The sequence below is a fragment of the Nonomuraea sp. NPDC050790 genome (genome assembly GCF_044456745.1).
GTDB lineage: Bacteria > Actinomycetota > Actinomycetes > Streptosporangiales > Streptosporangiaceae > Nonomuraea.
This window is the reverse complement of record NZ_JBITGF010000006.1, coordinates 107820-131942: the sequence shown is the minus strand read 5'-3', so window position 1 is coordinate 131942 and position 24123 is coordinate 107820. Positions and strand designations below refer to the sequence as shown.

The 24123-nt window shown below is 71.1% G+C and carries 23 protein-coding genes; 16 read left to right on the top strand and 7 right to left on the bottom strand.

Annotated features, from left to right (window positions below; genetic code table 11):
• Positions 1-10: 10 nt before the first annotated feature.
• Positions 11-613: a bifunctional 4-hydroxy-2-oxoglutarate aldolase/2-dehydro-3-deoxy-phosphogluconate aldolase gene (locus ACIBEJ_RS30020; RefSeq protein ID WP_397186218.1), complete on the top strand. Its 603-nt coding sequence runs from the start codon at positions 11-13 to the stop codon at positions 611-613.
• 318 nt (positions 614-931) lie between these two features.
• Here the strand turns inward: ACIBEJ_RS30020 and ACIBEJ_RS30015 are convergent, their stop codons facing one another.
• Positions 932-2446: a M28 family peptidase gene (locus tag ACIBEJ_RS30015; RefSeq protein WP_397186217.1), complete on the bottom strand. Its 1515-nt coding sequence runs from the start codon at positions 2444-2446 to the stop codon at positions 932-934.
• 342 nt (positions 2447-2788) lie between these two features.
• Here ACIBEJ_RS30015 and ACIBEJ_RS30010 point away from each other — a divergent pair, with 342 nt between their 5' ends.
• Positions 2789-3136, top strand: a complete 348-nt coding sequence (locus tag ACIBEJ_RS30010) for a nuclear transport factor 2 family protein (RefSeq protein WP_397186216.1) — start codon at positions 2789-2791, stop codon at positions 3134-3136.
• Between the two features lie 39 nt (positions 3137-3175).
• Positions 3176-3388, top strand: coding sequence for a hypothetical protein (locus tag ACIBEJ_RS30005; RefSeq protein ID WP_397186215.1), 213 nt, complete (start codon positions 3176-3178; stop codon positions 3386-3388).
• 45 nt (positions 3389-3433) lie between these two features.
• On the opposite strand, the gene ACIBEJ_RS30000 is transcribed toward ACIBEJ_RS30005, so the two are convergent.
• The gene (locus ACIBEJ_RS30000; RefSeq protein ID WP_397186214.1) at positions 3434-4024 is read right to left on the bottom strand and encodes a TetR/AcrR family transcriptional regulator; all 591 of its coding nucleotides are present in this window, start codon (positions 4022-4024) and stop codon (positions 3434-3436) included.
• 65 nt (positions 4025-4089) lie between these two features.
• On the opposite strand from ACIBEJ_RS30000, the gene ACIBEJ_RS29995 reads away from it, so the two are divergent.
• From ACIBEJ_RS29995 to ACIBEJ_RS29970, 6 genes are all read left to right on the top strand, one after another.
• Complete coding sequence (locus ACIBEJ_RS29995) at positions 4090-5346, top strand: FAD-dependent oxidoreductase (protein ID WP_397186213.1); 1257 nt, start codon at positions 4090-4092, stop codon at positions 5344-5346.
• Positions 5347-5410: 64 nt separating this feature from the next.
• Positions 5411-6541, top strand: a complete 1131-nt coding sequence (locus ACIBEJ_RS29990) for an amidohydrolase family protein (RefSeq protein WP_397186212.1) — start codon at positions 5411-5413, stop codon at positions 6539-6541.
• Between the two features lie 72 nt (positions 6542-6613).
• Positions 6614-7774: a low temperature requirement protein A gene (locus ACIBEJ_RS29985; protein WP_397186211.1), complete on the top strand. Its 1161-nt coding sequence runs from the start codon at positions 6614-6616 to the stop codon at positions 7772-7774.
• A 76-nt stretch (positions 7775-7850) separates the two neighbouring features.
• Complete coding sequence (locus tag ACIBEJ_RS29980; RefSeq protein WP_397186210.1) at positions 7851-8180, top strand: YciI family protein; 330 nt, start codon at positions 7851-7853, stop codon at positions 8178-8180.
• A complete protein-coding gene (locus tag ACIBEJ_RS29975) occupies positions 8180-9481 on the top strand; it encodes an RNA polymerase sigma factor (protein WP_397186209.1) in 1302 nt (433 codons plus the stop codon). The genes ACIBEJ_RS29980 and ACIBEJ_RS29975 overlap by 1 nt, the downstream gene beginning before the upstream one ends.
• Positions 9482-9581: 100 nt before the next feature.
• On the top strand, positions 9582-10613 hold the full coding sequence (locus ACIBEJ_RS29970) for a fatty acid desaturase family protein (protein WP_397186208.1): 1032 nt from the start codon (positions 9582-9584) through the stop codon (positions 10611-10613).
• Between the two features lie 311 nt (positions 10614-10924).
• Here the strand turns inward: ACIBEJ_RS29970 and ACIBEJ_RS29965 are convergent, their stop codons facing one another.
• Positions 10925-11143, bottom strand: a complete 219-nt coding sequence (locus tag ACIBEJ_RS29965; RefSeq protein WP_397186207.1) for a hypothetical protein — start codon at positions 11141-11143, stop codon at positions 10925-10927.
• 46 nt (positions 11144-11189) lie between these two features.
• Here ACIBEJ_RS29965 and ACIBEJ_RS29960 point away from each other — a divergent pair, with 46 nt between their 5' ends.
• The 5 genes from ACIBEJ_RS29960 to ACIBEJ_RS29940 all read left to right on the top strand — a co-directional run bounded on the left by ACIBEJ_RS29960 (position 11190) and on the right by ACIBEJ_RS29940 (position 15557).
• On the top strand, positions 11190-12398 hold the full coding sequence (locus ACIBEJ_RS29960) for a sensor histidine kinase (protein WP_397186206.1): 1209 nt from the start codon (positions 11190-11192) through the stop codon (positions 12396-12398).
• Complete coding sequence (locus tag ACIBEJ_RS29955; protein ID WP_397186205.1) at positions 12395-13063, top strand: response regulator; 669 nt, start codon at positions 12395-12397, stop codon at positions 13061-13063. The genes ACIBEJ_RS29960 and ACIBEJ_RS29955 overlap by 4 nt, the downstream gene beginning before the upstream one ends.
• A gap of 97 nt (positions 13064-13160) precedes the next feature.
• Positions 13161-14414, top strand: coding sequence for a cytochrome ubiquinol oxidase subunit I (locus ACIBEJ_RS29950; protein ID WP_397186204.1), 1254 nt, complete (start codon positions 13161-13163; stop codon positions 14412-14414).
• Between the two features lie 12 nt (positions 14415-14426).
• On the top strand, positions 14427-15164 hold the full coding sequence (locus ACIBEJ_RS29945; RefSeq protein WP_397186203.1) for a cytochrome d ubiquinol oxidase subunit II: 738 nt from the start codon (positions 14427-14429) through the stop codon (positions 15162-15164).
• A gap of 3 nt (positions 15165-15167) precedes the next feature.
• Positions 15168-15557, top strand: coding sequence for a VOC family protein (locus ACIBEJ_RS29940; protein ID WP_397186202.1), 390 nt, complete (start codon positions 15168-15170; stop codon positions 15555-15557).
• Positions 15558-15611: 54 nt separating this feature from the next.
• Here ACIBEJ_RS29940 and ACIBEJ_RS29935 read toward each other — a convergent pair whose 3' ends face one another.
• Entirely contained in the window at positions 15612-16106 is a 495-nt protein-coding gene (locus ACIBEJ_RS29935; protein WP_397186201.1) for a hypothetical protein, read from the bottom strand.
• A gap of 63 nt (positions 16107-16169) precedes the next feature.
• On the bottom strand, positions 16170-17831 hold the full coding sequence (locus ACIBEJ_RS29930; RefSeq protein ID WP_397186200.1) for an alpha-amylase family protein: 1662 nt from the start codon (positions 17829-17831) through the stop codon (positions 16170-16172).
• Between the two features lie 37 nt (positions 17832-17868).
• Here ACIBEJ_RS29930 and ACIBEJ_RS29925 point away from each other — a divergent pair, with 37 nt between their 5' ends.
• Both ACIBEJ_RS29925 and secD read left to right on the top strand, forming a co-directional pair.
• Entirely contained in the window at positions 17869-18210 is a 342-nt protein-coding gene (locus ACIBEJ_RS29925) for a hypothetical protein (protein WP_397186199.1), read from the top strand.
• 63 nt (positions 18211-18273) lie between these two features.
• Positions 18274-20523, top strand: coding sequence for a protein translocase subunit SecD (gene secD / locus ACIBEJ_RS29920; RefSeq protein ID WP_397186198.1), 2250 nt, complete (start codon positions 18274-18276; stop codon positions 20521-20523).
• Positions 20524-20527: 4 nt separating this feature from the next.
• Here the strand turns inward: secD and ACIBEJ_RS29915 are convergent, their stop codons facing one another.
• Both ACIBEJ_RS29915 and ACIBEJ_RS29910 read right to left on the bottom strand, forming a co-directional pair.
• The gene (locus ACIBEJ_RS29915) at positions 20528-22801 is read right to left on the bottom strand and encodes a family 78 glycoside hydrolase catalytic domain (protein WP_397186197.1); all 2274 of its coding nucleotides are present in this window, start codon (positions 22799-22801) and stop codon (positions 20528-20530) included.
• The gene (locus ACIBEJ_RS29910; RefSeq protein ID WP_397186196.1) at positions 22782-24122 is read right to left on the bottom strand and encodes an MFS transporter; all 1341 of its coding nucleotides are present in this window, start codon (positions 24120-24122) and stop codon (positions 22782-22784) included. Before ACIBEJ_RS29910 ends, ACIBEJ_RS29915 begins: the two co-directional genes overlap by 20 nt.
• Between the last annotated feature and the right edge of the window lies 1 nt (position 24123).

The window sequence follows — 24123 nt, the reverse complement described above, 5'->3', positions numbered from 1 at the left end:
TGGGGAGAGCATGTACCGCTGGCAGATCATGACCAGGATCGCCGAACGCCGCATAGTCGGCATCGTCCGCACCGCCGACGCCGGGACGGCGGTGCGCGCGGCCCTCTCCACCGTGGACGCCGGTCTGGACGTCGTCGAGGTCTCCATGACCACCCCAGGCGCCCTGGACGCCCTCGCCGAGATCGCCCGCTCCCGCCCGGAGGCGGTGATCGGCGCCGGCACCGTCCTGGACGAACCGACCGCCCGCCTCGCCGCCCTCGCCGGCGCCCGTTTCCTGGTCTCGCCCTCCTTGCACCGGCAGGTCCTGTCCACCGGTCATCGGTACGGCCTGGCCGTACTTCCTGGCGTGGCCACGGCGACCGAGATGGTGACCGCGCTGGAGTCGGGCGCCGACGCGGTGAAGCTCTTCCCCGCCCGCGCCTCCTCCCCCGACGTCCTGCGCGACCTCCTCCAGGCCCTCCCCCAGGCCCCGGTGGTCCCGACAGGCGGCATCACCGTGGCCGACGCCCCGGCCTGGATAGCGGCCGGAGCAGTGGCCTGCGGCATAGGCAGCGCCATCACCTCCGGCGACACCACCACCGTCCAGACCCTCCTATCCACCCTCCACCCCTGACCCACCTCCCCACCCCTCGGTCTCTCGCCACCCCTCGATGCCCATGACCATGGGCCCAGACCCGGAGCGAGGCTGCGGAGCAGGGATCACCGAAGGTCGAAAGGGGCTGGAAGAGCCGTGGCACGGCCGCGGGGCCATGGCGTCGCGTACGGGCCGGAGCGCGGCGCAGGGGCCAGGCGTGGTGGAGGGGCCGGGGCGTGGCGCAGGGGCCAGGCGTGGTGGAGGGGCCGGGGCGTGGCGCAGGGCCGGGCGTGGTGGAGGGCCCGGGCTCGGGTGAGCGCGGGCCCTCCGGGGTGCGGGGATATCCGGGGTGCGGGACTAGCCGGCGGTGGTGACCGCCACCGGCGCGTTGGCCGCCACGCTGTGCTGCGGGATCCCGCGCAGGTTGAACGCGTACCGGGCCGTGGAGTCCGCGATGGCGTCGGCGTCCACGTCCAGCGCGGTCATGTTGATGTTGGAGATGGTGTCGCAGGCCAGGTGGTAGCAGACGTCATAGGCGACGCCCGCCTGCCCGCCGAACAGCGCGGCCTCAGCCGGGGTCTTGATGCCCTCGGCCCCGGTGAAGATGCCGCCGGAGGGGATGCCGACCGCGATGAACGGCCCGTAGTCGGAGCGCCCGTCGAAGTCGGTTCCGACGGTGGAGAGGTTGCGGGACTTGAAGAACGAGTTGAGCTGCTTCTCGATGTGGTCGCTTCCGGGAGGACCGGCGGGCGAGCCGGTGGCGTCGGAGTCGTCGCCGTCGTAGAGCTTGAAGGCGTAGTTGGGCGAGGCCACCATGTCGAAGTTCAGGTACACCCTGATCCGCTTGCGCTCGGCCGCGCTCAGCCGCTCGACGTACTGGTCGGAGCCGAGCAGCCCGATCTCCTCGCTGGTCCAGAAGGCGAAGCGGACCTTGTTCTTGACCGGGATGTGCGCGAGCTGGAGCGCGGTCTCCAGGATGGCGGCGCTGCCGGAGCCGTTGTCGTTGATGCCGGGGCCGGCCTCGACGCTGTCGAGGTGCGCGCCGACCATGACGACGTTGCGCGGGTCGCCGCTGCGGGTCTCGGCGATGACGTTGTCGCTCTTGCCGAGCGTCAGCGTGGCGTCGACCTTGAGGCGCACGGTGGCGCCCGCGGTGGAGGCCAGCTCCTGGCCTACGGCGAAGTCGGCGAAGACCATGGGAACGCCGCCGCGCCACTCGCCGATGTCGAGGGGGAAGGCGTCGGTTCGCCCGGGCTGACCCTCGTTGAACACGATGATCCCGGAGGCCCCGGCCCGGCCGGCGTTGCGGATCTTCTGGGCGAAGGCGCAGGTGCCACGCTGGATGAGGGCGATCCGGCCGGCGACGAACCCGTTGAAGTCCTCGGGCTCGCAACCGCTGGTGGAGGAGGGGGCAGGGGTGGGCGGGAGCGTGAGGTCGACGCCCTGGACCTGCGCGGTCACGTCGCCGGGCGGCGACGGCTGGAAGGTGAAGAAGTCCTCGTTGGGCACGTAGGTCTTCTGGTTGGGCGCGGTCAGATTGAGGGTGGGGGCGTTGTTCTCCACCCAGCCTTCGACGAAGTCGGTGGGCTGGAGCGTGACCTTGTAGCCGGCCCTGCGCAGCTTGTCGGCCACGTAGTCACGCGACGCCGGGTATCCGGGCGTGCCGGTGGCGCGGGTGCCGCCGTTGGCGGTGGCGATGGCCTGGAGTGCGTCGAGGTGCTTCTTGACGTTCGTGCCCTTGACCTTCTTCACCATCACTTTGGCGATGATGTCGTCCAGTCCGCCGCCGGCTTGTGCCGGGGTCGCCAGGGCCACCGGCAGGGCTATCACCGCGACGAGTGCGGTGATCCCCCTGCGCAGAGAGGTACGCATACGGGACTCCTAGGATTTTGGCTGAGATTTCCCCGATGGTGCGCTTCGCCCTCGGAACGTAACAGGTGATGATCGGCCCGCCTAGGCGTGGTTTGTTACACCTTGCGGGTTGTAAAGCGGCACGGTGTGATGCCGGGCGAGACGCCGTACTCCCCTGACTTCCACCACGAACTCGGACGATGCGGCCACCTCAGCCGGAAGGTAGCCACAGAAGATCTTCTCCCCCGCCGTTTGTCCAAAACCGGCACTTTTCACGAGAGTCAACCTCCGGTCAGAAACGCCACGCCGTCGGAGGGGGGCCACAGGTCCGCCGCCAGGGGCGGGTCTACCCTGGACAGGGACATGAACCTCGAACAGTGGATCGCCGACTATGTCCGGGCGTGGAACACCAACGACCCGGACGGCATAGCCGCGCTCTTCACCGAGGACGCGTCCTACTACACCGAGCCCTACGCCCGGCCGCACACCGGCCGGGACGCGATCGTGACCGGCTGGCTGGCCGACCGCGACCAACCCGGCGAGACGTCCTTCACCTGGCAGCCGCTCACGGTGGACGGGGATCTGGCGATCGTGCAGGGCACCACGGTGTATCCGGACCGTACGTACAGCAATCTCTGGGTGATCAGATTCGGGCAGGATGGCAGATGCCGGGAATTCACCGAATGGTGGATGGAACACCACTCCAGATGATGCAATGAGCCTCTGCCGCCACCATGCCGAGGAGCCCCGTTGACCGACAACCTCGACCTCGCCGCCAGTGCCCAGGAACTCGCCGACCACGCGCCCGCCGGCTCGGTGAGCCGCGCGGCGGCCTCGTCCGTGGCGATCACGCTGGCCACGACCCGCGACACGAACCACGCCAGAACCACCCTCGACGGCCTCGCCCCCGCAGAGGTACGGCAGGCCGCCCTCGACATCTTCGACCGCCTCCTCACCAGGTAGCCATCCCGGCGAACCCCGGGAACAGGGGGCTCCCGGGGCCACACGTCAGCGGCGGAGCAGGTCCACGATGCGCGCGACCTGCTCGGCGTATCGCTCCCCGAACTCCGCGGAGGCCGGGTCGAGCCCGGTGGCCGCCTGCACGAGCTGGGGGAACGACACCCCGGCCGCCGCCATCGCGTAGCAGGCCACGAGCAGCATCCCCGGATCCACCTCGCCGGGAAACTCCCCTTCCTCCCGCCTGCGCGCCAGCTCCGCCACGTTGCGCCGCACGTCCTCGACGTACGCGGGATCGGCGGGCACGCCCTCGGTGAGCCCCTCCCAGACCATGACCTTGCCCAGGTCGCGATGGGCCGAGTTGGCCCGCACGTAGCCGCCGACCAGCTCCCCCAGTGACGCCGCCCGGTCGGCGAACGCGCTCTCCTCGCTCTGCCACCGCCCGGTGAGCTCCCGGTAGAGCCCTTCCTTCCCACCGAAGTAGTACGAGATGAGCTGCTTGTTCACCCCGGCACGCGCGGCGATCTCGCTCACCCTGGCCCCCGCGAACCCCTTCGCGGCGAACTCCGCCACCGCCGCGTCGAGGATGCGCGCCCTGGTGCGCTCGGGGTCGCGCTGCTTCTCCTCCGGTGCACGTCTCATGCGCCCCACCTTATCATCCATCCGGATGGTTGACAGAATCATCCATACGGTTGATAGTGAGAAACATGACGACGAAGAAGCACGTGGCGATCATCGGCGGCGGCATCGGCGGGCTCTGCCTGGCCCAGGGGCTGCGCAAGGCCGGAGTCCAGGTCACCGTCTACGAACGCGACCGCACCCCCGCCGACCGCCTGCGGGGCTACCGGGTGCACATCGACCCGCACGGCGCCCGCGCCCTGCGCGACTGCCTGCCGCCGGAGCTGTGGCGGGCCTTCCTCGACACCACCGGCACCAGCGGCCAGGACTTCGGCTTCCTGACCGAGCGGCTGGACCTGCTGGCGCTGATCGAGACGCCCAAGGCCGCCGATCCGGCCGACGACCACCACTCCGTCAGCCGCATCACGCTCCGGCAGGTCCTGCTGTCGGGGCTGGAGGACGTGGTGTGCTTCGGCAGGACGTACGAGCGCTACGAACGCCTGCCGGACGGCCGGATCCGCCTCCACTTCGCCGGCGGCGGCACCGCCCTGGCCGACATCGTGATCGCCGCCGACGGGGGCAACTCGCGGGTGCGCAAGCAGTACCTCCCGCACGCCGAGCGCGTCGACACCGGCATCACCACCGTGGCCGGGAAGTTCCCGCTGACCGGCGAGACCCGCGGGCTGCTCGCCCGCCGCCTCACCGACGGACCCAACAACGTCATCGCGCCGCGCGGCGTCGGCATGTTCTGCGCCCCGCACGAACTCGACGGCATCGCGCCCGTCGCGGGCATCGGCGCCACCGAGCAGGACGGCGCGCTCATGGACAACGCCGCGAGCTACATCCTGTGGGCCGTCGGCGCCGCTGAGGGCCACTTCCCCGCCGACGTCGCCGAACTGGACGGCGCGGCGCTCAGGTCCGCCGTCAGCGCCATGATCTCCGGCTGGCACCCCGACCTGCGCGCCATGGTCGAACGTTGCGACCCCGGCACGGTCTCACTGCTGCCCATCCGCACCTCGATCCCGATCGAGCCCTGGCCCGCGAGCACCGTCACCCTGCTCGGCGACGCCATCCACAGCATGACCCCGATGCGCGGCATCGGCGCCAACACCGCCCTGCGCGACGCCCGCCTGCTCTGCCGCGCGCTGACCGGCGGCGGCGACGAGGTCACCGCCATCGCCGCCTACGAGGAGCGGATGCGCGAGTACGGCTTCGCCGCCGTGCGCGACTCGCTCCGGGCCGCCAAGCAGTTCGTCGGCGGCGGCCGGTTGGCGCGTACCGGGTTCAGGACCTTCCTGCGCACGGTCCAGCGCTTCCCCTCGCTGAAGTCACGCGTCTTCTCCTGAACCCGAGGCCGCCTGAGTAAGGGATACTCAGGCCAGATCGCCCGCGCGGTGCGAAGGTAGAGCCATGTTCACCATGCGGGCACGCCGCCTGTTCGACGGTCACGACCTCTACGAAGACCGGGTGATCACCGTCCGCGACGGCCGGATCGAGGCGGTCTCCGGCCCGGGACCCGCCGACCTCGACCTCGGCACGGCGACGCTGCTGCCCGGACTGATCGACTGCCACGTCCACCTGGCCTTCGACGCCAGCGCGGACCCCGTCGCGCACCTCGACCGGCCCGACCTGGCCACCCGTATGCGCCAGGCCGCCCTGCAGCACCTGGCCGCCGGCGTCACGACCGTGCGCGACCTCGGCGACCGCGACTACCTGGCGCTCCGTCTGGACCTGTCCGCCACGGAGGGCCCGGAGATCCTGGCCTCGGGCCCGCCCATCACCACCTCGGGCGGCCACTGCTGGTGGCTCGGCGGGCAGGCCGACGGCGAGGCAGCGGTACGCGCCGCCGTACGCGAGCGGGCCGCGCGCGGCGCCCATGTGATCAAGGTGATGGTCACCGGCGGCCAGATGACGGAAGGCTCGCAACCCCACCTCATGCAGTACGGCCCCGCCGAACTGAAAGCCGCCGTGGACGAGGCGCACGCCGCCGGCCTGCCCGCCGCCGCCCACGCCCACAGCCCCGAGGGCATCACCGAGTCGCTGCGGGCCGGGTTCGACACGATCGAGCACTGCGGCTTCTGGACCGAGGACGGCGTGGAACCCGATCCGCGCATCATCGCCGCGCTCGCCGACTCGCCCGTCGTGGTCTCGCTGACCGCGGGCATCGTCCCGGTGCCGGACATGATGCCGCCGCCCGAGATCATGGCCCGCTGGCCCAAGATGATCGAGGTGCTCAGAACCCTGTACACGGCCGGGGTGACGTTCGTGATCGGCAGCGACGCGGGCATCGCCCCGATCAAGCCGCACGGCCTGCTGCCGCACGGCGTGCAGATGCTGGTCGACTCCGGGTACGCGCCGCTGGACGTGCTGCGCGCCGTCACCTCGGTGGCCGCCGGCGCCTGCCGGGTCGGCGACAGGAAGGGCCGCGTGGCGCCGGGGTACGACGCCGACCTGCTGGTCGTGGCGGGCGATCCGCTGGCCGACGTCACCACGCTGTGCCGCCCGCTGGCCGTCTACAGGATGGGGCAGAGGGTGCCTTAGGCGGTGCCGTACATCCTGTGTCACTAGGGTGTCCCGCATGCTGCCGCTGTTCACCGCCGTGGAAGGCCCGCGATGAGGGCCATCAGAAACCACGGCGCCGAGGGGCCGAGGGTGGCCCCCTTCGAGCTCTTCTTCGACCTCGTCTTCGTCTTCGCCGTCACCCAGCTCTCGCACCTGCTGCTGGACCACCCGACCGCCCTGGGCGGCGCGCAGGCGCTGTTCCTGACGCTGGCCGTGTGGTGGGCCTGGATGTACACGACCTGGACCACCAACTACTGCGACCCCAACCACCCGGTCATCCGCATCATGCTCGGCGGACTGATGCTGGGCAGCCTGATCATGGCGGCCTCGGTGACCCAGGCGTTCGGGGACCGGGCGCTGTGGTTCGCGCTGGCCTACGTGGCCATCCAGTGCGGCAGGACCGCCGTGGTCATCTGGGCCACCGCCGGCACCGGGCTGCAGAAGGTCTTCATCGGGGTGGGCTTCTGGTTCCTGATCTCCGCGGTGTTCTGGATCACCGGCGCGCTGCTGGGCGGGACCGCCCAGGCGGTGCTGTGGATCATCGCGCTGCTGCTCGACTACGGCGCGCCGATGATCCGCTTCCCCACCCCGGTCATCGGCCGCACCTCCACCCACGACTGGCAGATCAACGGCGCGCACATGGCCGAGCGGTGCCAGTTGTTCATCATCATCGCGCTCGGCGAGTCGATCCTGGTCACCGGCGCCACGCTGGCCGGATCCACGCCGAACCCCGCGACGTTCGCCGCGTTCACCATCTGCCTGCTGGGCAGCGTCGCCATGTGGTGGGTGTACTTCGACCTCACCGCCGACCTGGCCGCCGAACGCATCGAGTCCTCCGACGATCCGGGCAGGCTGGGCCGTTCCGCGTACACCTACGCGCACATCCCGATGGTGCTCGGGATCATCGTCTCGGCCGTGGGTGACGAACTGGTCATCGCCCATCCCGGCGGCCACGCCGACCTGCCGACCGTGCTCACGGCCCTCGGCGGGCCCGCGCTCTACCTCGCCGGCCACACCTGGTTCAAGTACATCGTCTTCGGGACCCTGTCCGTCCCCCGCCTGACCGCGATCACCGCGCTGTGCGTGTTCGCCGTGGCGGTGATCCTGGTGCCCGTCGTGCCGCCGCTGGTCCTGAGCATCGGGTCGCTGGTCATCCTGATCATGGTCGCCGTCTGGGACACCCGCCACTACCGGCGGCTCCGGATGGCGTGAAAAATCTTCCCCGCCCTTGTCCGGTACGGCTGCCGCCGATCGTCACCATGGTGAAGTCACACCGAGGAGGACAACGATGAAGTACATGATGTTCGTCTGCAGCGACACCCAGCCCGACACCGACACCGCCCCCGAGCCCGACATCGAGGTGTGGGTGGCGGAGAACGACCGGGCGGGGCGGCGGCTGGACGGCTCGGCGTTCGCGCCGCCGTCGAGCGCGACCACGGTCCGGGTGCGCAACGGGGAGCTCCTGGTCTCGGACGGGCCGTTCGCGGAGACCAAGGAGGTCATCGTCGGGTTCGACCTGCTGGAGTGCGCGGACCTGGACGAGGCGATCGAGGTCGCACGGGCGCACCCGATGGCGCGCAACGGCCGCCTGGAGATCCGCCCGCTGATCGACCTGTGATGAACGATCCCACCCGGCCCGCCTCCAAGGCAGAATCCGGGGCCGCATCCGAGGCAGTCTCCGGGGCGGCTTCGGATGCGGCCTCCGAAGCCGCCTCCGAGGCCGCTTCTGAGGCCGCTTCTGAGGCTGCTGTCGAGGCGTACCCTCGGATCGTCGCGGCGCTGATCCGGATCACCGGCGACTGGACGCTGGCCGAGGACAGCGCGCAGGAGGCGCTGGCTGTGGCGTTGGATCGCTGGCCAGGTGAGGGCGTACCGGACAATCCCGGAGGCTGGCTCATGAGGGTGGCCCGCAACCGCGCGCTCGACGTGCTGCGGCGGGCCACCGTCGAGCGGCGCAAGCTGAGAGAGCTGGCGGTGCTCGCGCTGAGCGCCGCCACCGAGGAGGTGCCTCAGGAGGAGGTCGTGGACGACCGGCTGCGGTTGATCTTCACCTGCTGCCATCCGGCGCTGGCGATGGAGGCGCGGGTGGCGCTGACCCTGCGCACGATCTGCGCGGTGCCCACCGGCGACATCGCGCGCGCCTTCCTGGTCAGTGAGTCGACCATGACCAGGAGGCTGACCAGGGCCAAGACCAAGATCTCCGACGCGGGCATCCCCTACAGGGTGCCCGCGGGGGCGGCGCTGGGTGAACGCCTGCCGGGGGTGCTGGCGGTCCTGTACCTGCTCTTCACCCAGGGCTACAACGCCGACGGCGAGCCCGCCTTCGCCGAGGAGGCGATCCGGCTGGCCAGGCTGCTGACCGCGCTGATGCCGGAGCAGCAGGAGGCGGCCGCGCTGCTGGCCCTGTTCCTGCTCCAGCACTCACGACGCGCCGTACGCAGGGACGCCGAGGGCCGCCTGACCCCCCTCGACCGCCAGGACCGAACCCGCTGGGACCACCTCGCCATCCACGAGGCCACCGACATCCTGTCCAGACTGACCGACCCGGGCCCCTACACGCTGCAGGCCAGAATCGCCGCCTGCCACGCCACCGCCCCCTCCCTGGAGGAGACCGACTGGCCGCTGATCGCCGCATGCTACGACGATCTGGTACGCCTGCAGCCGAGCCCGGTCATCGAGCTGAACCGGGCGGTGGCCCACGGATATGCCTTCGGCCCGCCCGCGGGGCTGGCCCTTCTGGCCGGACTGCGGTCGAGCGGGGCCCTGGGCGACCACCCCCTGCTGCCGGCCGCCGAGGCCGACCTGACCGCCCGCGCCGGTGACCGGGAACGCGCCGCCGTACTGTTCCGGCAGGCCGCAGAGAGCACTCACAGCGAAGCGGAACGCCACGCCCTGCTCGCGAGAGCCGACGAGCTCTGACGGCACGGCGCGCGCGGGCGGGGTGGGGGTCTAGCTGGGGAAAGACGGTCTGGTCGGCGATGATCTTCCCTATGTGCCGCGAATAGGACACTGTTGGGGCGTGACTACAGAGATCAGAGGAAGCGACTTCGCGCGCTTGGCTCGGAGGATCACGGAGGCCGGTCTGCTTGACCGGCGGCTCGTGTACTACGCCGTACGGGGCAGCCTGGTGGGCCTCGCCTTCTTCGGCGGCTGGGCCCTGTTCGTGTGGGTCGGCGATTCATGGTGGCAAATGGGCGTCGCCGTCCTGCTCGCGCTGGTCTTCACCCAGATCGGGTTCCTGGCTCACGACCTCGGGCACCGGCAGGTGTTCAGGACCAGGCGGCCCAGCGAGATCTCCGGACGGCTGGTCGGCAACCTCGGCATCGGCCTCGGCTGGGCGTGGTGGACCGACAAACACAACCGGCACCACGCCAACCCCAACCACGAGGACCACGACCCCGACGTCTCACCCGCGGTGATCGTCTGGTCGACGGAGCAGGTGGAGCGGAGCCGCGGGCTGCCCCGATTTATCGCGAAATATCAGGCTTACTGGTTCTTCCCGCTCCTCACCCTGGAGGCGTGGCACCTCCACATAGCCAGCTTCAAGGCGCTGACCAAGCCGTCGATGCGCAACCGGGCGCTGGAGCTGACGCTGCTCGTGGCCCACGCCGCCTGGTACCTCGGCCTGGTCTTCACCATCCTCCCGTTCGGCAAGGCCCTGCTCTTCCTCGTGATCCACCAGGGCGTCTTCGGCATCTACCTGGGATGCACGTTCGCCCCCAACCACAAGGGCATGCCCGTCCTCACCGGCGACGTCAAGCTCGACTTCCTGCGCAAGCAGGTCCTGACCTCACGCAACGTACGCGGCGGCTGGTTCACCGACATCGCGACCGGCCAGCTCAACTACCAGATCGAGCACCACCTCTTCCCGAACATGCCGGCGGTCAACCTGCGGCACGCCCAGCCCATCGTCGAGCGCTACTGTGCCGAGGTCGGCGTGGACTACCTGACGACCGGCCTGCTCGACTCCTACGGCCAGGCCCTCCGCCACCTGCACGAGGTCGGCGCCCCACTCCGCAAACCCCACGCCGAGGCCCCCGCCCTCCCCTGACCAGCCCCTTAGACCTTCTTGCCAGGCCCACCCCGCCGCCACCCCAGCCCTAACCACCCCCATCCCTGCCTGCCCTCTGCCCATGGTCCGCTCCGCCGTCTCCTCGGTCCGTGCCGCCCGCTCCCCGCGCCGGGCCCGGGCTCGCCCGTGGCCCGATCCTGCGCCGCCGCGACCAGCGTTCGCCCAAGCCCGATCGTGTCCCGAGTCGGCCCAGGCCACTCCCCGGCAGCCCAGGGTCACCTGGGCCGGCCCGAGGCCGATCCGGCTTGGTCCGGATCCCGGTTCTGGAGGCGGTAGGCGGAGGGGCGGGGTCAGCCTGGTTCCTGCTGGAGGCGGCGGAGGAGGTCCTCGCGTCGGCCCTCGAGTTCTGTGATCAGCCGGTCCTGGCCGTCGGCCATCTCCAGCAGTTGGGAGCGCTCGACCTGGTCGGTCGCCCCCATGTCCCCGATCTGCTCCCGCAGCTCCAACGCCGTCTGGCGCAACCTGGCCAGATCCTCGTCCACCTGCTGGAGTTCCCCCTTTATGGTCATTCCTCTCACTTACCCACCAGGCGGCGAAGCCGTACACAATGGGCAGATGCACAGGCTGCAGCCGAGCACGTGGGCGTCGATCGCCGTGATCGCGGCCCTGATCGGGGGGACCGCGCTCACCTGGCGCATGCGTCCCGAGGTGCCGCCCAACGTCCTCGACTTCGTGCTGCCCGCGATCGCCAGCGCCGCGCTGCTGCTGCGGCGCCGCCTTCCGGTGGCCGCGCTGCTGACGACGGCGGTGTGCACGGCGCTCTACTATCCGTACGCCCGCCTCGACGGCCCGCTCCTCCTGCTCTTCCTAGTGGCCCTGTACAACGCGGCCGACCAGGGACGGCTGATCGCGGCGATCGCCACGGGAGCCGCCTCCGTGCTCGGGATGGGCATCGGCGAGCTGGGCGAGACGCGGCACGTGGACGACTCGCAGTTCGTGATGATCGGCGGCTGGGTGGTGGCCGCCATCGCGTTCGGCGGGGTGACCAGGAACCGGCGGGCCTTCCAGCACGAGGCCGAGCAACGCGCCCTCGATGCCGAGCACACCAAGGAGGAGGAGGGCAGGCGCCGCGAGACCGAGGAACGCCTGCGCATCGCCCGCGAGCTCCACGACGTCCTGGGACACAACATCTCCCTGATCAACGTGCAGGCCGGGGCGGCGCTGCACGGGCTGAAGAAGCGTCCCGAGGACGCCGAGACCGCGCTGCGCACGATCAAGGACACCAGCAAGGAGACGCTTAGGCAGCTCAGGACCACGCTCGGGGTGCTGCGCCAGGTGGACGAGCAAGCGCCCACCGCCCCCGCCGACAGCCTGGAGCGCCTGGACGAACTGGTGAAACGTTCCGGGCTGGAGGTGGCGGTGACGGTCGCGGGCGGGCTGGAGGGGCTGCCCGCGCAGGTCGATCTGGCCGCCGCCCGGATCATCCAGGAGTCGCTGACCAACGTCACCCGCCATTCCGGCACAGATCACGCGACCCTCACCATCAACCGCTCATCACGAAATATCGTGATCAGGGTGGAGGATGATGGGCCGGGCGCGGTCTACACCGACGGCAGCGGCTTCGGCGTGCAGGGCATGCGCGAACGCGCCACCGCACTGGGCGGCACCCTGGAGGCCGGACCCCGCACCGGCGCCGGCTTCGCGGTGGTCGCCACCCTCCCCATCGCCGGCCTCCCCACAGACACCCCACCCCAGCGGAACGGCACCGCCCGCCAAAACCCCACCGGACAACAGGACACTCAAGCACAGGACGGAAAGCGATGATCCGCGCGCTGCTCGCCGACGACCAGACCCTGGTCAGGGCCGGGTTCCGGTCGATCCTGACCGACGAGGACGAGATCGAGGTGGTCGGCGAGGCCGCGAACGGCGTCCAGGCGGTCGAGAAGGCGCGGGACCTGCGGCCGGACGTCGTGCTCATGGACATCCGCATGCCCGAGCTCGACGGCCTGGAGGCCACCGGCCAGATCGTCTCCGACCCCCGGCTGGACGGCGTGAAGGTGATCATCCTGACCACGTTCGACCTGGACGACTACGTCTACGGCGCGCTCAAGGCGGGCGCCAGCGGCTTCCTGGTCAAGGACACAGAACCAGCCGAGCTCATCCACGCCGTCAGGGTCGTGGCCAGGGGCGACGCGCTCATCGCCCCGTCGGTCACGCGACGGCTGATCGCCGAGTTCGCCGGCCGGGTGAAGCGCCCGGAGCCGGGGCCCGAGCTGAACGCCCTGACCGAGCGGGAGCGCGAGGTGATGGTGCTGGTCGCCGCGGGCCTGTCCAACGACGAGATCGCCGGGAAGCTGGTGCTGAGCCCGGCCACCGCGAAGACGCACGTCAGCCGCATCATGACCAAGCTGCGCCTGCGCGACCGCGCCCAGCTCGTGGTGCTGGCGTACGAGGCGGGCATGATCACGCCGGGCTGGCTTACTCCCTGAGTGGTACGCCGGGTCGTACCGACACCGTGAAAGTTGCGGGCCAGGTGCCCGCCGGAGCATGACGCGAGAGCGGTGACCGTACCGGGATGGTTCCGGCATGGACACCGTTGAGCTCGCCCGGCTGCAGTTCGCCCTCACGGCAGGGGCGCATTTCCTGTTCGTCGCCCTGACGCTGGGCCTGGCCACGCTGGTGGCGGTGATCCAGACGCGGGCGACGCTGACCCGCAGCCCGGTTCACCTGCGGATGACGCGGTTCTGGGGTCAGCTCTACGTCATCAACTACGCGATGGGCATCGTCACCGGCATCGTGATGGAGTTCCAGTTCGGCCTGTCGTGGAGCGGGCTGACGGAGTTCGCGGGCAACGTGTTCGGCGCCGCGCTGGCGATCGAGACGCTGGTGGCGTTCTTCGTCGAGTCGACGTTCCTGGGGTTGTGGATCTTCGGCTGGAACCGGCTGAACCGCTGGGCGCACCTGTCGCTGATCTGGGTGGTGACGCTGACGGCGTACGCGTCGGCGTTCTGGATCCTGATCTCCAACGGCTTCCTGCAGAACCCGGTCGGCTACCGGATGACCGGCGGCGTGATGGAGCTGGTCGACTTCGGCGCCCTGGTGGCCAACCCGGCGTCCCTGGTCGCCTTCGGGCACGTGCTGGGCGGCGCCATGGTCGTGGGCGGGTTCTTCATGGCCGGGGTGAGCGCCTACCACCTGCGCCGGCGTACCACCGAGCAGGACTTCTTCCGCAAGTCGCTGCGGATCGGCGTCGCGGTGGCGCTGCCCGCGACGCTGGTCACCGCGACCTTCGGCGGCCTGGGCTTCGAGACGCTGCAGCCGGCGAAGATCGCCGTCTGGTCGGGCGTGGCCGAGAACATGGCCCGCGCGCAGGCCGACATGGTCGCGCGGTTCGGGCCCGGCGACTACCTGCCGCCGATCGGGTGGGTGCAGGGGGCGGGCATGACGATGATGATCCTGTTCGCGGTGATGCTGTTCTTCTCGGCGGCGAGCTTCCTGTTCATGCTGATCAGGCCGGTGGTGCGCGGGTTCAGGCTGTGGCATTGGACGCTGACGCTGATGATCCCGGTGCCGTTCGCGGCGATGATCGCCGGTTGGATCTTCCGCGAGATGGGCCGCCAGCCGTGGGCCGTGTACGGGCTGCTGCCCACCTCGGAGGCGGTCTCGCCGGTGAGCGCGGGGCAGATGCGGATCTCGCTGATCGTGTTCACGAGCCTGTTCGGCGCGCTGATCGTCCTCAACTACTGGCTGCTGGCCCGGCAGGCCCGCCGGGGTCCCGACGCCGCCGCGCTCGGGGCCGCCGAACTGCCCGTCCCGGCCCACCCCGCCCCGACGTTCTGAAAGGACGCGACCATGGAGATCTTCGTTCTGGGCTTCTTCGCCATCGGATATCTGATCCTGGCCGGGGCCGACATCGGGGTCGGGATGCTGCTGCCGTACCTGGGAAGGGACGTCGGGGAGCGGCGCGAGGTGATCGCCGCGATCGCGCCCTTCTTCCTCGGCAACGAGGTGTGGCTGGTGGCGAGCGCCGGCGTGCTGGCGGGGCTGTTCCCCCACGCCGACGGCGCGCTGATGGGCGGCCCGAACTTCCTGGCGGTCGTCGGGCTGCTGACCGCGTGGATCGTCCGCGACATGGGCCTCTGGCTGCGCGGACGTTTGCCGGGGGCCCGCTGGCAGGCGTTCTGGGACGGCGCGGTCGTGGCGGGGAGCTGGGGGCTGGCGCTGGCGTGGGGCACGCTGCTGAGCGCGCTGCTGCTGGACGTCTCCTGGCCGGCCGCGGTCGTGCCGGCGCTGGCGGTGGCGGCGTTGTTCGGCACGCACGGGCTGGCGTTCGCCTCGCTCCGGCTGACCGGGACGCTGCGGGCGCGGGCCAGGGTGCTCTCCCCTGCCGACGGCGAGCTGCGCACGTACGCGCTGACCGGGGGCGCCCTGGCGGCGGTCGGCCTGCTGGCCGGTTCCGGACTCCACCTTCAGGCGGCCAACGCCTGGCTGACGCCGGTGATCCTGGTCCTGATCCCGTTCCTGGTCGCCGCGCAGGCGTGGGTGTGGTGGACCTTCCGTCACCGCGTGACCGGTCCGTCTTACCTTTGACCCATGAAGGTACGTGAATTGCGACTTGTCGTGACCGCCGAGGACTACGAAGAGGCGGTGCGTTTCTACCGCGACGCGCTCGGCCTGCCCGAGCGCGCCGCCTACTCCTCCCCCGACGGCCGCGTGACCATCCTGGAGGCCGGCCGGGCCACCCTGGAGATCGCCGACCCCAACCAGGCGGACTTCATCGACGAGGTCGAGGTGGGCAGGCGGGTGGCCGGGCACATCAGGGTCGCCTTCGAGGTGGACGACTCCCCTGCCGTCACCCGCGAGCTGACCGACGCCGGCGCCACCCTGGTCGCCGAGCCGACCAGGACCCCGTGGAACTCCCTGAACTCCCGCCTGGAAGGCCCCGCCGGACTCCAGCTCACCCTCTTCGAAGAACTCGCCTAGCGGGTACGGCCGGGCGGCCCCCTCCTCCGCCGCCCGGACGTACCGCGAGCCAGGTCAGACCACCACGTCCACGTGCACGCAGATGTCGATGTGCGCGGTGCCGAAGGCGGCCATCTCCTGGGCCATCTTCGCCACCCGCTCGGCCAGCTCAGGCTCCTCGGCGGCCAGGTCGTCGCTGACCGCCTGGTAGGCGACGGCGGCCTCCACGTAGTCGGCGGGCTCCAGGCGCATCTTGGCGAGCTCGACCAGCGCGGACCGGGACCGCGCCGGCAGCCCGACGACCGGCCACGGGATCGGCGGGAACTTGATCTTCGGCGGCGTGCCGCACCAGTCGTCGATGATCTCCGTCACGTACGCGGACACCTCTGCGACGGCCTCCTTGCGGTCCTCGCCGGACAGGACCCGGTTGACGATGTAGGCCGCGTTGGCCTCGGTGACCATCTTCGCCAGCGTGGGGCTCGGGTCGGGGCCGTACACCTCGGCGAACATCTTGGCCGCCGGCGTGTACTCCTCGCGGCGGCGCAGAAGGCGCAGGAATTCCTTGCTCACAGACATCTTTGCCATATCCGGAGCTTGCTCGCATACCGCTAACCCCGCATGAGTAGCCCCTACTCATCGCGCCTTGGCCGAGGCGTCCTCGGGCGGGACCTCCGCCGGCGAGGCACGGAACCACCGGCACCCGTGCGGATCCATGGGAACCTCCGCCAGCCCCTTCGCCGAGACCTCCAGCGTGCCGTCCGTCAGCAGGTCGGTGAGCAGGTGGTTCTCCAGCCCGTCGAGCTGGAGCTTGACGTCGGTGGCGCTGTCGCACAGGTTGTGCGCCACCACGACCGTGGCGCCGGCGGCGTCGCAGCGGTGCGCGAACACCGACGGGTGCCCCGAGTCCAGCACCGTGCACTCACCCCAGGCCAGCTCCGGGCACTCGCGGTAGCGCTCGATGAGCAACTGGATCCAGCGCAGCAGCGAGTCGTTGTCGCGCTTCTGGTCGGCCACGTTGACGCGCTCCGGCCTGAAGGCGCCGTCGGGCAGGTCACGCACCGGCTCGGCCGGCGAGAACCCGCCCTCCGCCGACCACTGCATCGGGCTGCGCACCGCCATCCTGCCCTCGGCCGAGAGGTCCTCGCCCATGCCGATCTCCTCGCCGTAGAAGAGCACCGGCGTGCCGGGCAGCGAGAACATCAGGCTGTAAGCCATCTTCATCCGGCGCAGGTCGCCGCCGAGCATCGTCGGCAGCCGCCGCCGCAGACCCCTGCCGAAGATCTGCATGTCCTTCTCGGGACCGAACGCCGCGAAGACCTCCTCCCGCTCGTCATCGGTCAGCTTGTCGAGGGTCAGCTCGTCGTGGTTGCGCAGGAACACCGCCCACTGGCAGTCCTTGGGCGGCTTCGGACGCTCACGCAGCGCCTCGGCGATCGGCGCGGCCTCGGACCTGGCCAGCGCCAGCCAGGTCCGCTGCATGCCGATGAAGTCGAAGCACATCGTGAGCTGGTCGCCCAGGCCGGAGCCGAAGTAGCGGAGAAGGTCGGGATAGGCCACGTTGACCTCGCCGAGCAGCATCGAGCTGCCCTCCCTGCGGCTCATGAAGGCCCGCAGGTCGGCCAGGAAGTCGTGCGGGTCGGCCAGCTTGGGCGAGACGTTCTCGATGACGAACGGCACCGCGTCCACCCGGAAGCCCGACAGCCCGAGCTCCATCCAGAAGCCGAGCACCCGGACGAGCTCGTCGCGCACCTCGGGGTTGGCCACGTTCAGGTCCGGCTGGTGCCGGTAGAAGCTGTGCAGGTAGTACTGCTCGGAACCCTCGTCCCACTCCCAGACGCTGTCCTCCTTGTCCGGGAAGACGATCTGCTTCGGGTCGTCGGGCTCCGGCTCGTCCGACCAGACGTACCAGTCGCGCAGGCGCGCGTCCCGGCCGGATCTAGAGTCGACGAACCACGGATGCCGGTCCGAGGTGTGGTTGATGACGAGGTCGGCGATGACCCGCAGGCCGCGGTCCTTGGCCGTCCGCATGAACTCCACGAAGTCGCCGAGCGTCCCCAGCCTGGGGTCGACGGAGTAGAAGTCGGTCACGTCGTAGCCGTCGTCCCGGTTCGGCGTCGGGAAGAACGGCATCAGCCACAGGCACGTCACGCCGAGCCCGGCCAGGTAGTCGATCTGCTGGGTGAGCCCGCGGAAGTCGCCGATGCCGTCGTCGTTGCCGTCCTTGAACGTCTCCACGTCCAGGCAGTAGATGACGGCGTTCTTCCACCAAAGGTCGCTCGTATAGGTCAGCCTCACGGGGTCCCTGCTACCCGGTCCGGGGTACGGTGAACGCATGAGGAGCCGGTTGTCCGCCGCCGTGCTCCTCGTGCTGTCCACGATCTTCCTGGGTGGCGGCCTGCCCGCACAGCACGTGCTGGCGATCTCCGCCCAGGTCAGCGCCGCCCCACCGGACCAGAGCGGCCACCGGCACGCGGCCCCGCAACCGGGCAAGCCGAAGGCCGCCGCGGACGCCGGTTCGCATCATGGGTTCGGCGGGCTGGCCGTACCTCCGCCCAGGGCTCTTGACGTACGGCTGGCGCGCGGCCTCGCCCGCGCGGGCGGCGACCACGACGTGCCCGCGGCCGAGCGTCCGCGCGCCCATCCCGCCCGCGCGCCGCCACTCCACAGCGCCTGATCTTCCTTTTTCCCTGCCGAGGGCCCGCGCGGTCGTCTCGGCGTCAAGCCTGTGGAGGCATCCATGTCACGTGCGCCCTTGTGGCGCGCGGTGGCGGCGCTGGCCGTCATCGCGACCTCTTTGTTCCTGGCGTTCACCATGTCGCCGCGGCTCGGGCTGGACCTGCGCGGCGGCACGCAGCTCGTGTTCGAGGCGAGGGACTCGCCGACCGTCAAGGCGGACGCCGCCGCCACCGACCGGGCGCTGCAGGTGTTGCAGCGCCGTGCCGACGCGCTCGGCGTGGTCGATCCGACGCTGGTCCGCTCGGGCGAGAAGCGGATCATCGTCGAGCTGCCCGGCGTGCTCGACCCGCGCAAGGCCGCCGACGTGATCGGGCGGACCGCGCAGCTCTCCTTCCACGCGGTGGAGAGCATTGACGACTCCGGCAAGGGCCTGCCGGACGAGTCGGGCCAGAAGCTCAAGCTCGGGCCCGCGGTCATCACCGGCGAGGGGGTGACCGACGCGGGCGCGCGTACCGACCCGCAGCAGGGGCCCGGCTGGTTCGTGACCGTGGACTTCCGTGAGCCCGGACCCTGGCAGCAGTTGACCGGGGCCGCCGCCTGCGAGCCCATGGGCGACCCCAAGCGCCGGGTCGCGATCGTGCTGGACAACAAGATCATTTCTTCGCCCGAGGTGGTCCAGGAGACGCCGTGCCGGGCGGGCATGCCCGGCGGGCGTACCTCGATCACCGGCAACTTCACCGCCCAGGAGGCCACCGACCTGTCCGTGCTGATCAAGGGCGGTTCCCTCCCGGTGCCGCTGGAGATCGTCGAGCAGCGGACCGTCGGCCCCACGCTGGGCGCCGACGCCATCGCCGCCAGCGCCAAGGCCGCCGTCGTCGGCGTGGCGCTGACCGCGCTGTTCATCATCGTGATCTACCGGCTGGTGGGCCTGCTGGCGGCGCTCGCCCTGGCCACCTACGCGCTGATCTCCTACGCGGCCCTCGTCGCGCTCGGCGCCACCCTCACGCTGCCCGGTCTCGCCGGGTTCGTGCTGGCGATCGGCATGGCCGTCGACGCCAACGTGCTGGTCTTCGAAAGAGCCAGGGAGGAGTACGGCGCCGCCGGCGCGACCCGCGCCAAGGGCCCCAGGGCCAGCGGCCTCGGCCAGGCGCTCAACCGGGGCTTCAAGAACGCCTGGAGCGCCATCGCCGACTCCAACGTCACCACCCTGCTCGCCGCCGGCCTGCTGTTCTGGCTGGCGTCAGGCCCGGTGAAGGGCTTCGGCGTGACGCTGTCGATCGGCGTGCTGGCCTCGCTGATCTCCGCCATGCTCATCACCCGCGTGCTCGCCCAATGGATCATCGACAGGGTGCCGCCCAAGCTCTCCGGGCTCGGCTCGGTCGGCCGGATCCGGCTGTGGCTGACCGCGCGCAACCCCGACCTGATGGGCCGGCGCAAGCTCTGGCTGGCGGTGGCCGGCGGGCTGCTGGTGCTGGCGTTCGCCGGGCTGGCCGTACGCGGGCTGAACTTCGGCGTGGAGTTCACCGGCGGGCGGATCATGGAGTTCGCCACGAGCAGGCCGGTCGCCGCGGACGCCGCGCGGCAGATGGTCGCCGACGCGGGCTTCCCGAACGCGGTCGTGCAGTCGTCCAACGACGCCATCTCGGTGCGTACCGGCCAGATCTCCGCCGACGAGGCGGCCAAGATCCAGGAGTCGCTCGGCCAGGTCACCAAGCTGCGCGACGAGCTGATCGGGCCCTCGCTCGGCGAGGAGCTGCGGCGCAACGCGCTCATCGCGCTCGGCGTGGCGCTGGCCGCCCAGCTCGTCTACCTGGCGGTGCGCTTCCGCTGGACGTTCGGGGCGGCGGCGGTGGGCGCGCTGTTCGTGGACGCCCTGCTGGTGCTGGGCGCGTTCGCCTGGCTGGGCAAGCCGATCGACGGCGTGTTCCTGGCCGCGATGCTCACGATCGTCGGCTACTCGGTCAACGACAAGGTGGTGGTCTTCGACCGGGTCAGGGAGATGTGGACGGCCAGTCCGAAGGCGCCGTTCCCGAACGTGGTGAACGGCGCGATCCTGCAGACCGTGCCGCGCACGGTGAACACCGGGCTCGGCGCCCTGTTCATCCTCGCGGCCCTGGCGGTCTTCGGCGGCGACTCGCTGCGCGACTTCGCGATCGCGCTGCTCATCGGCATCGTGGTGGGGACGTTGTCGTCGTCGTTCGTGGCCGGGCCGACGGCCATCGCGCTGGAGCGCCGCAGCAAGCAGCCGCCGCCCGCGCCGCCCAAGCCGCGCGACCGCCGTACCCGCGAGGGGTCGGGGGCGGTGGTCTGACCTCCTAGGGACGCACGATCTCCACCGGCACGGGGGCGTCCACCTCGACCTCCGTGCCGTGGACCGCGACCTCGATCAGACCGTGCGGCGACGGTACGGCCCCGCGCGCCCACGCCAGCCCGCCCAGCCGGGGCGCCACCCGCACCTTGGCGTAGCCGGGCTCGGCCGGCGTGATCCCCAGGGTGTGGACGAGCAGGTCGCGTGCGGGCGTGGCGGACCAGCCGTGGCAGTAGGAGCCGCCGTCCCAGCACTCGCGGAAGGTCCCGGCCTCCGTGAGCGCGGTCCAGTCGCGGCACAGCTCGGCGATCCGGTCCGCCGCGCCCAGCAGGGCCAGCGCGTCGTGCACGACGTAGCGGAAGAACGGCTGCGCCCCCACGACCCGCCGGTCCACGTCCCAGTCGGGGGCGGCGCGCAGGCTGACCGGGTCGGTGGCGAGCGGGCCGCCGCGGTCGGCGCCCCTGGCCCCCATCGGGCTGCGGGTGAACATGGCCCGGCGGTCCAGGAGCAGGTCGCGCACCGCGGGCCGCCGGGAGCCGGGCACCAGTCCCGCGCAGACCGCCGCGGCGGCCGTGTGCTCGCTGACCGATCCGGTGAGCAGGTGGTCGCGGTAGGCGCCGCGCCGTACATCCCAGAAGAGCTCGAAGCCGCGGGCCAGGGCGACGTGCAGGTCGCGCGCCCACAGCGCTCGGCCGAGATCGCCGAGCCACTCGGCCATCTCCGCGAAGTCGGCCAGCGCCCGGCCCCACAGGGCGTTGAGCGCGGCGCTCGTCCCGCGCACCTGCACCGGCGACCAGTCGATCAGCACCCAGCCGGTGACGTCGTGCAGCAGCCCGTCGTCGCCACGGAAGGGCAGGAACCAGCGGAGCACGCCCTCCGCGGTCGCCAGCAGCCCGGCGACGAGCGAGCGGTCGCCCGTGTAGCGGTAGAGGTTGTGCACGGACCTGATCCAGTGCAGCGACCAGTCGGGGATCGTCGGCAGGTCCTGGGCGGCGAAGTCACCGGCGACCACCATCGGCAGCATCCCGTCGGGACGGGGCTGCGCGGCCAGCACGGGGTGGTGGCGGGCCAGGCTCCAGTCGGGGTTGGCGACCAGGTCCACGGACTGGTGCACGACCGAGTCGCCGGTCCAGGCCCGCTGCTCGCGGGTGGGACAGTCGATGTAGACGTCGTGCGCGGTCAGGTCCACGGTACGCAGCGCCGCCTGGAAGACGGCGTCCAGTTCGGGATCGGAGCAGGTGAAGTACGGGCCCGGCGGGCGTGGGCGCAGCCGCTCCACCACCTCCACCGTGTCCACCTCCGCGCCGCCGGTGACCTCCAGCACCGCGTACCTGCCGCCTACCGGGTCGGTCATCTCGAAGACGTCGTCGTGGCCGCGCAGGGTGTAGGCGAAGCGGTTGGCGATCTCCAGTCCGGCCGGGGTCACGACCTCGGCCACCGCCCCCGTGACCACCGCCCCCGCCGGTCCTCGCACGGCCAGCCGCAACGTCCCACTGACCACCTGCCCAAAGTCAGCCACCAGATCGGGGCTGAGGCTGGCTTGGCGTACCGAGGAGGTGAGGGGTGGGATCGGGCGGGGGCGGAGTGCGCCGAACGGGTCGGAGGGCGGGTGGGGGTCGGGGTTGCCGCCGACCACCGCGCGGGCCTCGATGACCTGGGCGGGCACCCAGGCGGTGTCGTCGTGGCCGGGGAGTGTCCAGTCGGGGGCGAGCTTCCTGGCGTCGAAGATCTCGGGGAGCTGGGAGAGGAGGTGGTGCTTGGGTTCGGCCGGGGTCCAGGCGGTCGGCTCGTGACAGGTCCAGGTCTCGTCGGTGACCAGCCACTCCTCACCCAGCCGCTTCTCGCCCCGCCGCACCTCGCCCCGCCATCCCTCGCCCAGGCGCAGTTCGGCGACCAGGCAGCCGCCGCCGAGTGTGAAGGTCGGGGGTGACGGTTCCCACCACGGGGTGGCGTGGCCGTAGAAGCGGGCCAGGACGGCGACGGCGTTGCGGCCCACGCGCAGGGCGGGCGCGGCGTCGCCGGTGTCGTAGTGCAGCGCGCGCGGGCCGTGCCGGACCGGTCCGCGGGCCAGTTCGGTCCCGTTGACGTAGAGGACGTACCGGGAGTCGGCCGTCACCCGGAAGGGCGCGCTGTCCGGGACCTCGTCCAGCGTGAACACGCGCCGGAACAACACCCGCCGGTCGTACGCCTCCGGCAGCAGCGAGCCGCGGGCGGCCGGGCGGATCGTGGGGCGAGGCGACCAGATCCACTGGCCACGCCACCTACCGGGCAGAAACGGCATCGGACTCCCTTCGCTGGGCCAGGTCACCGGCCACCCGCGTGGCCAGTTGCCGGGAGATGGGGTACAGGGCGAACACCAAGGCGGCCAGCAGGGCCAGGCCGCCGGGCAGCAGCGACTGGGCCAGCACGATGCCGCGCAGTCCCTCGGCGGTCTGCTGCTGTCCGGCCAGGTAGCCGGTCATCGCGAGCGTGTAGCCGGTCAGCGCCGCGCCGATGCCGCCGCCCGCCTTGGCCGCGAACGAGCCGAGCGAGGCCATCGCGCCCTCGACGCGGTAGCCGTGCCGCCATTCGACGTAGTCCACGAGCTCGGCGACGACCACGTAGATCATGGTGAGCGCGCCGCCGCCGCCGAACGCGGTCACGCCGAGCGCGACCAGGGCCAGCGGCCAGGCCGTGGCGGGCACGAGCAGCAGGGCGCCGATCGCGAGCGCCTCCAGGACCAGGGCGCCGACGAAGGTCGCCTTGTAGCCGTGGAAGCGGGCCAGCCAGGGGAAGACGATCGTGCCCAGCGCCGTCGGCACGACCGTGGCCAGCGCGGCGACGGCGATCAGGCCGCGGTCGCCGACGAAGTAGGTGAAGTAGTAGGCCATGCCCGCGCTGCGTGCCCCGCTCGCCGCGGTCAGCGCGATGACGGTGCCGAGCAGGATGACGACGGCCCGGTTGGCGAGCAGCATGGTGGCCAGGTCGCGCCAGCCGTACCTCTCCTGGCGGACGGGGGTGACGCGCTCCCGCACCCTGGTCGCGGCGAGCGAGGTGAGCAGGAGCGAGACCACCGCCAGCCCGACCACGAACGCCGGCCAGCCGGCCCGGTCGGCCAGCGGCAGCGCCACCGCGGTCACCACCGCGCCGCCGAACAGGTAGGAGAACGCCTTGATGCCGGAAAGCTGGCGGCGGTCGCCGGGATGCGTGGCCATGGCCGGGATCAGCGAGTTGAGCGGGATGTCCATGAGGTCGAAGGCGAACCCCCACAGCAGGTACGCCACCCAGACCGCCACCAGCGGCGCCGGCGACAAGGCGGGGGCCAGGAACAGCGCGACGAAGCTGAAGGCGGCCACCGCCCCACCGACCAGCAGGTAGGTGCGGAAGCGGCCCCAGCGGGTGACCGGCAGGTGGTCGACCACGTAGCCCATGACCGGGTCGCTGACGCCGTCGACGATGCGCGCGACGAGGAACAGCGTGCCCACCGCGGCGGCGGCCAGCCCGATCTCGTCGGTGAGGTAGATCAGCAGGAACGAGTTGATCGTCGTGCTGAACACGATGTTGCCCACGTTGCCGGCGAAGAAGCCGGCCTTCTCCGCGAGGCCTACCCTGGGCGTTGTCATG

Coding starts and splice junctions, on each gene's coding strand:
- ACIBEJ_RS30020 (WP_397186218.1), top strand. CDS start 11: ATGTACCGCTGGCAGATCATGACCAGGATCGCCGAACGCCGCATAGTC.
- ACIBEJ_RS30015 (WP_397186217.1), bottom strand. CDS start 2,446: ATGCGTACCTCTCTGCGCAGGGGGATCACCGCACTCGTCGCGGTGATA.
- ACIBEJ_RS30010 (WP_397186216.1), top strand. CDS start 2,789: ATGAACCTCGAACAGTGGATCGCCGACTATGTCCGGGCGTGGAACACC.
- ACIBEJ_RS30000 (WP_397186214.1), bottom strand. CDS start 4,024: ATGAGACGTGCACCGGAGGAGAAGCAGCGCGACCCCGAGCGCACCAGG.
- ACIBEJ_RS29995 (WP_397186213.1), top strand. CDS start 4,090: ATGACGACGAAGAAGCACGTGGCGATCATCGGCGGCGGCATCGGCGGG.
- ACIBEJ_RS29990 (WP_397186212.1), top strand. CDS start 5,411: ATGTTCACCATGCGGGCACGCCGCCTGTTCGACGGTCACGACCTCTAC.
- ACIBEJ_RS29985 (WP_397186211.1), top strand. CDS start 6,614: ATGAGGGCCATCAGAAACCACGGCGCCGAGGGGCCGAGGGTGGCCCCC.
- ACIBEJ_RS29980 (WP_397186210.1), top strand. CDS start 7,851: ATGAAGTACATGATGTTCGTCTGCAGCGACACCCAGCCCGACACCGAC.
- ACIBEJ_RS29975 (WP_397186209.1), top strand. CDS start 8,180: ATGAACGATCCCACCCGGCCCGCCTCCAAGGCAGAATCCGGGGCCGCA.
- ACIBEJ_RS29965 (WP_397186207.1), bottom strand. CDS start 11,143: ATGACCATAAAGGGGGAACTCCAGCAGGTGGACGAGGATCTGGCCAGG.
- ACIBEJ_RS29960 (WP_397186206.1), top strand. CDS start 11,190: ATGCACAGGCTGCAGCCGAGCACGTGGGCGTCGATCGCCGTGATCGCG.
- ACIBEJ_RS29955 (WP_397186205.1), top strand. CDS start 12,395: ATGATCCGCGCGCTGCTCGCCGACGACCAGACCCTGGTCAGGGCCGGG.
- ACIBEJ_RS29950 (WP_397186204.1), top strand. CDS start 13,161: ATGGACACCGTTGAGCTCGCCCGGCTGCAGTTCGCCCTCACGGCAGGG.
- ACIBEJ_RS29945 (WP_397186203.1), top strand. CDS start 14,427: ATGGAGATCTTCGTTCTGGGCTTCTTCGCCATCGGATATCTGATCCTG.
- ACIBEJ_RS29940 (WP_397186202.1), top strand. CDS start 15,168: ATGAAGGTACGTGAATTGCGACTTGTCGTGACCGCCGAGGACTACGAA.
- ACIBEJ_RS29925 (WP_397186199.1), top strand. CDS start 17,869: ATGAGGAGCCGGTTGTCCGCCGCCGTGCTCCTCGTGCTGTCCACGATC.
- secD (WP_397186198.1), top strand. CDS start 18,274: ATGTCACGTGCGCCCTTGTGGCGCGCGGTGGCGGCGCTGGCCGTCATC.
- ACIBEJ_RS29915 (WP_397186197.1), bottom strand. CDS start 22,801: ATGCCGTTTCTGCCCGGTAGGTGGCGTGGCCAGTGGATCTGGTCGCCT.
- ACIBEJ_RS29910 (WP_397186196.1), bottom strand. CDS start 24,122: ATGACAACGCCCAGGGTAGGCCTCGCGGAGAAGGCCGGCTTCTTCGCC.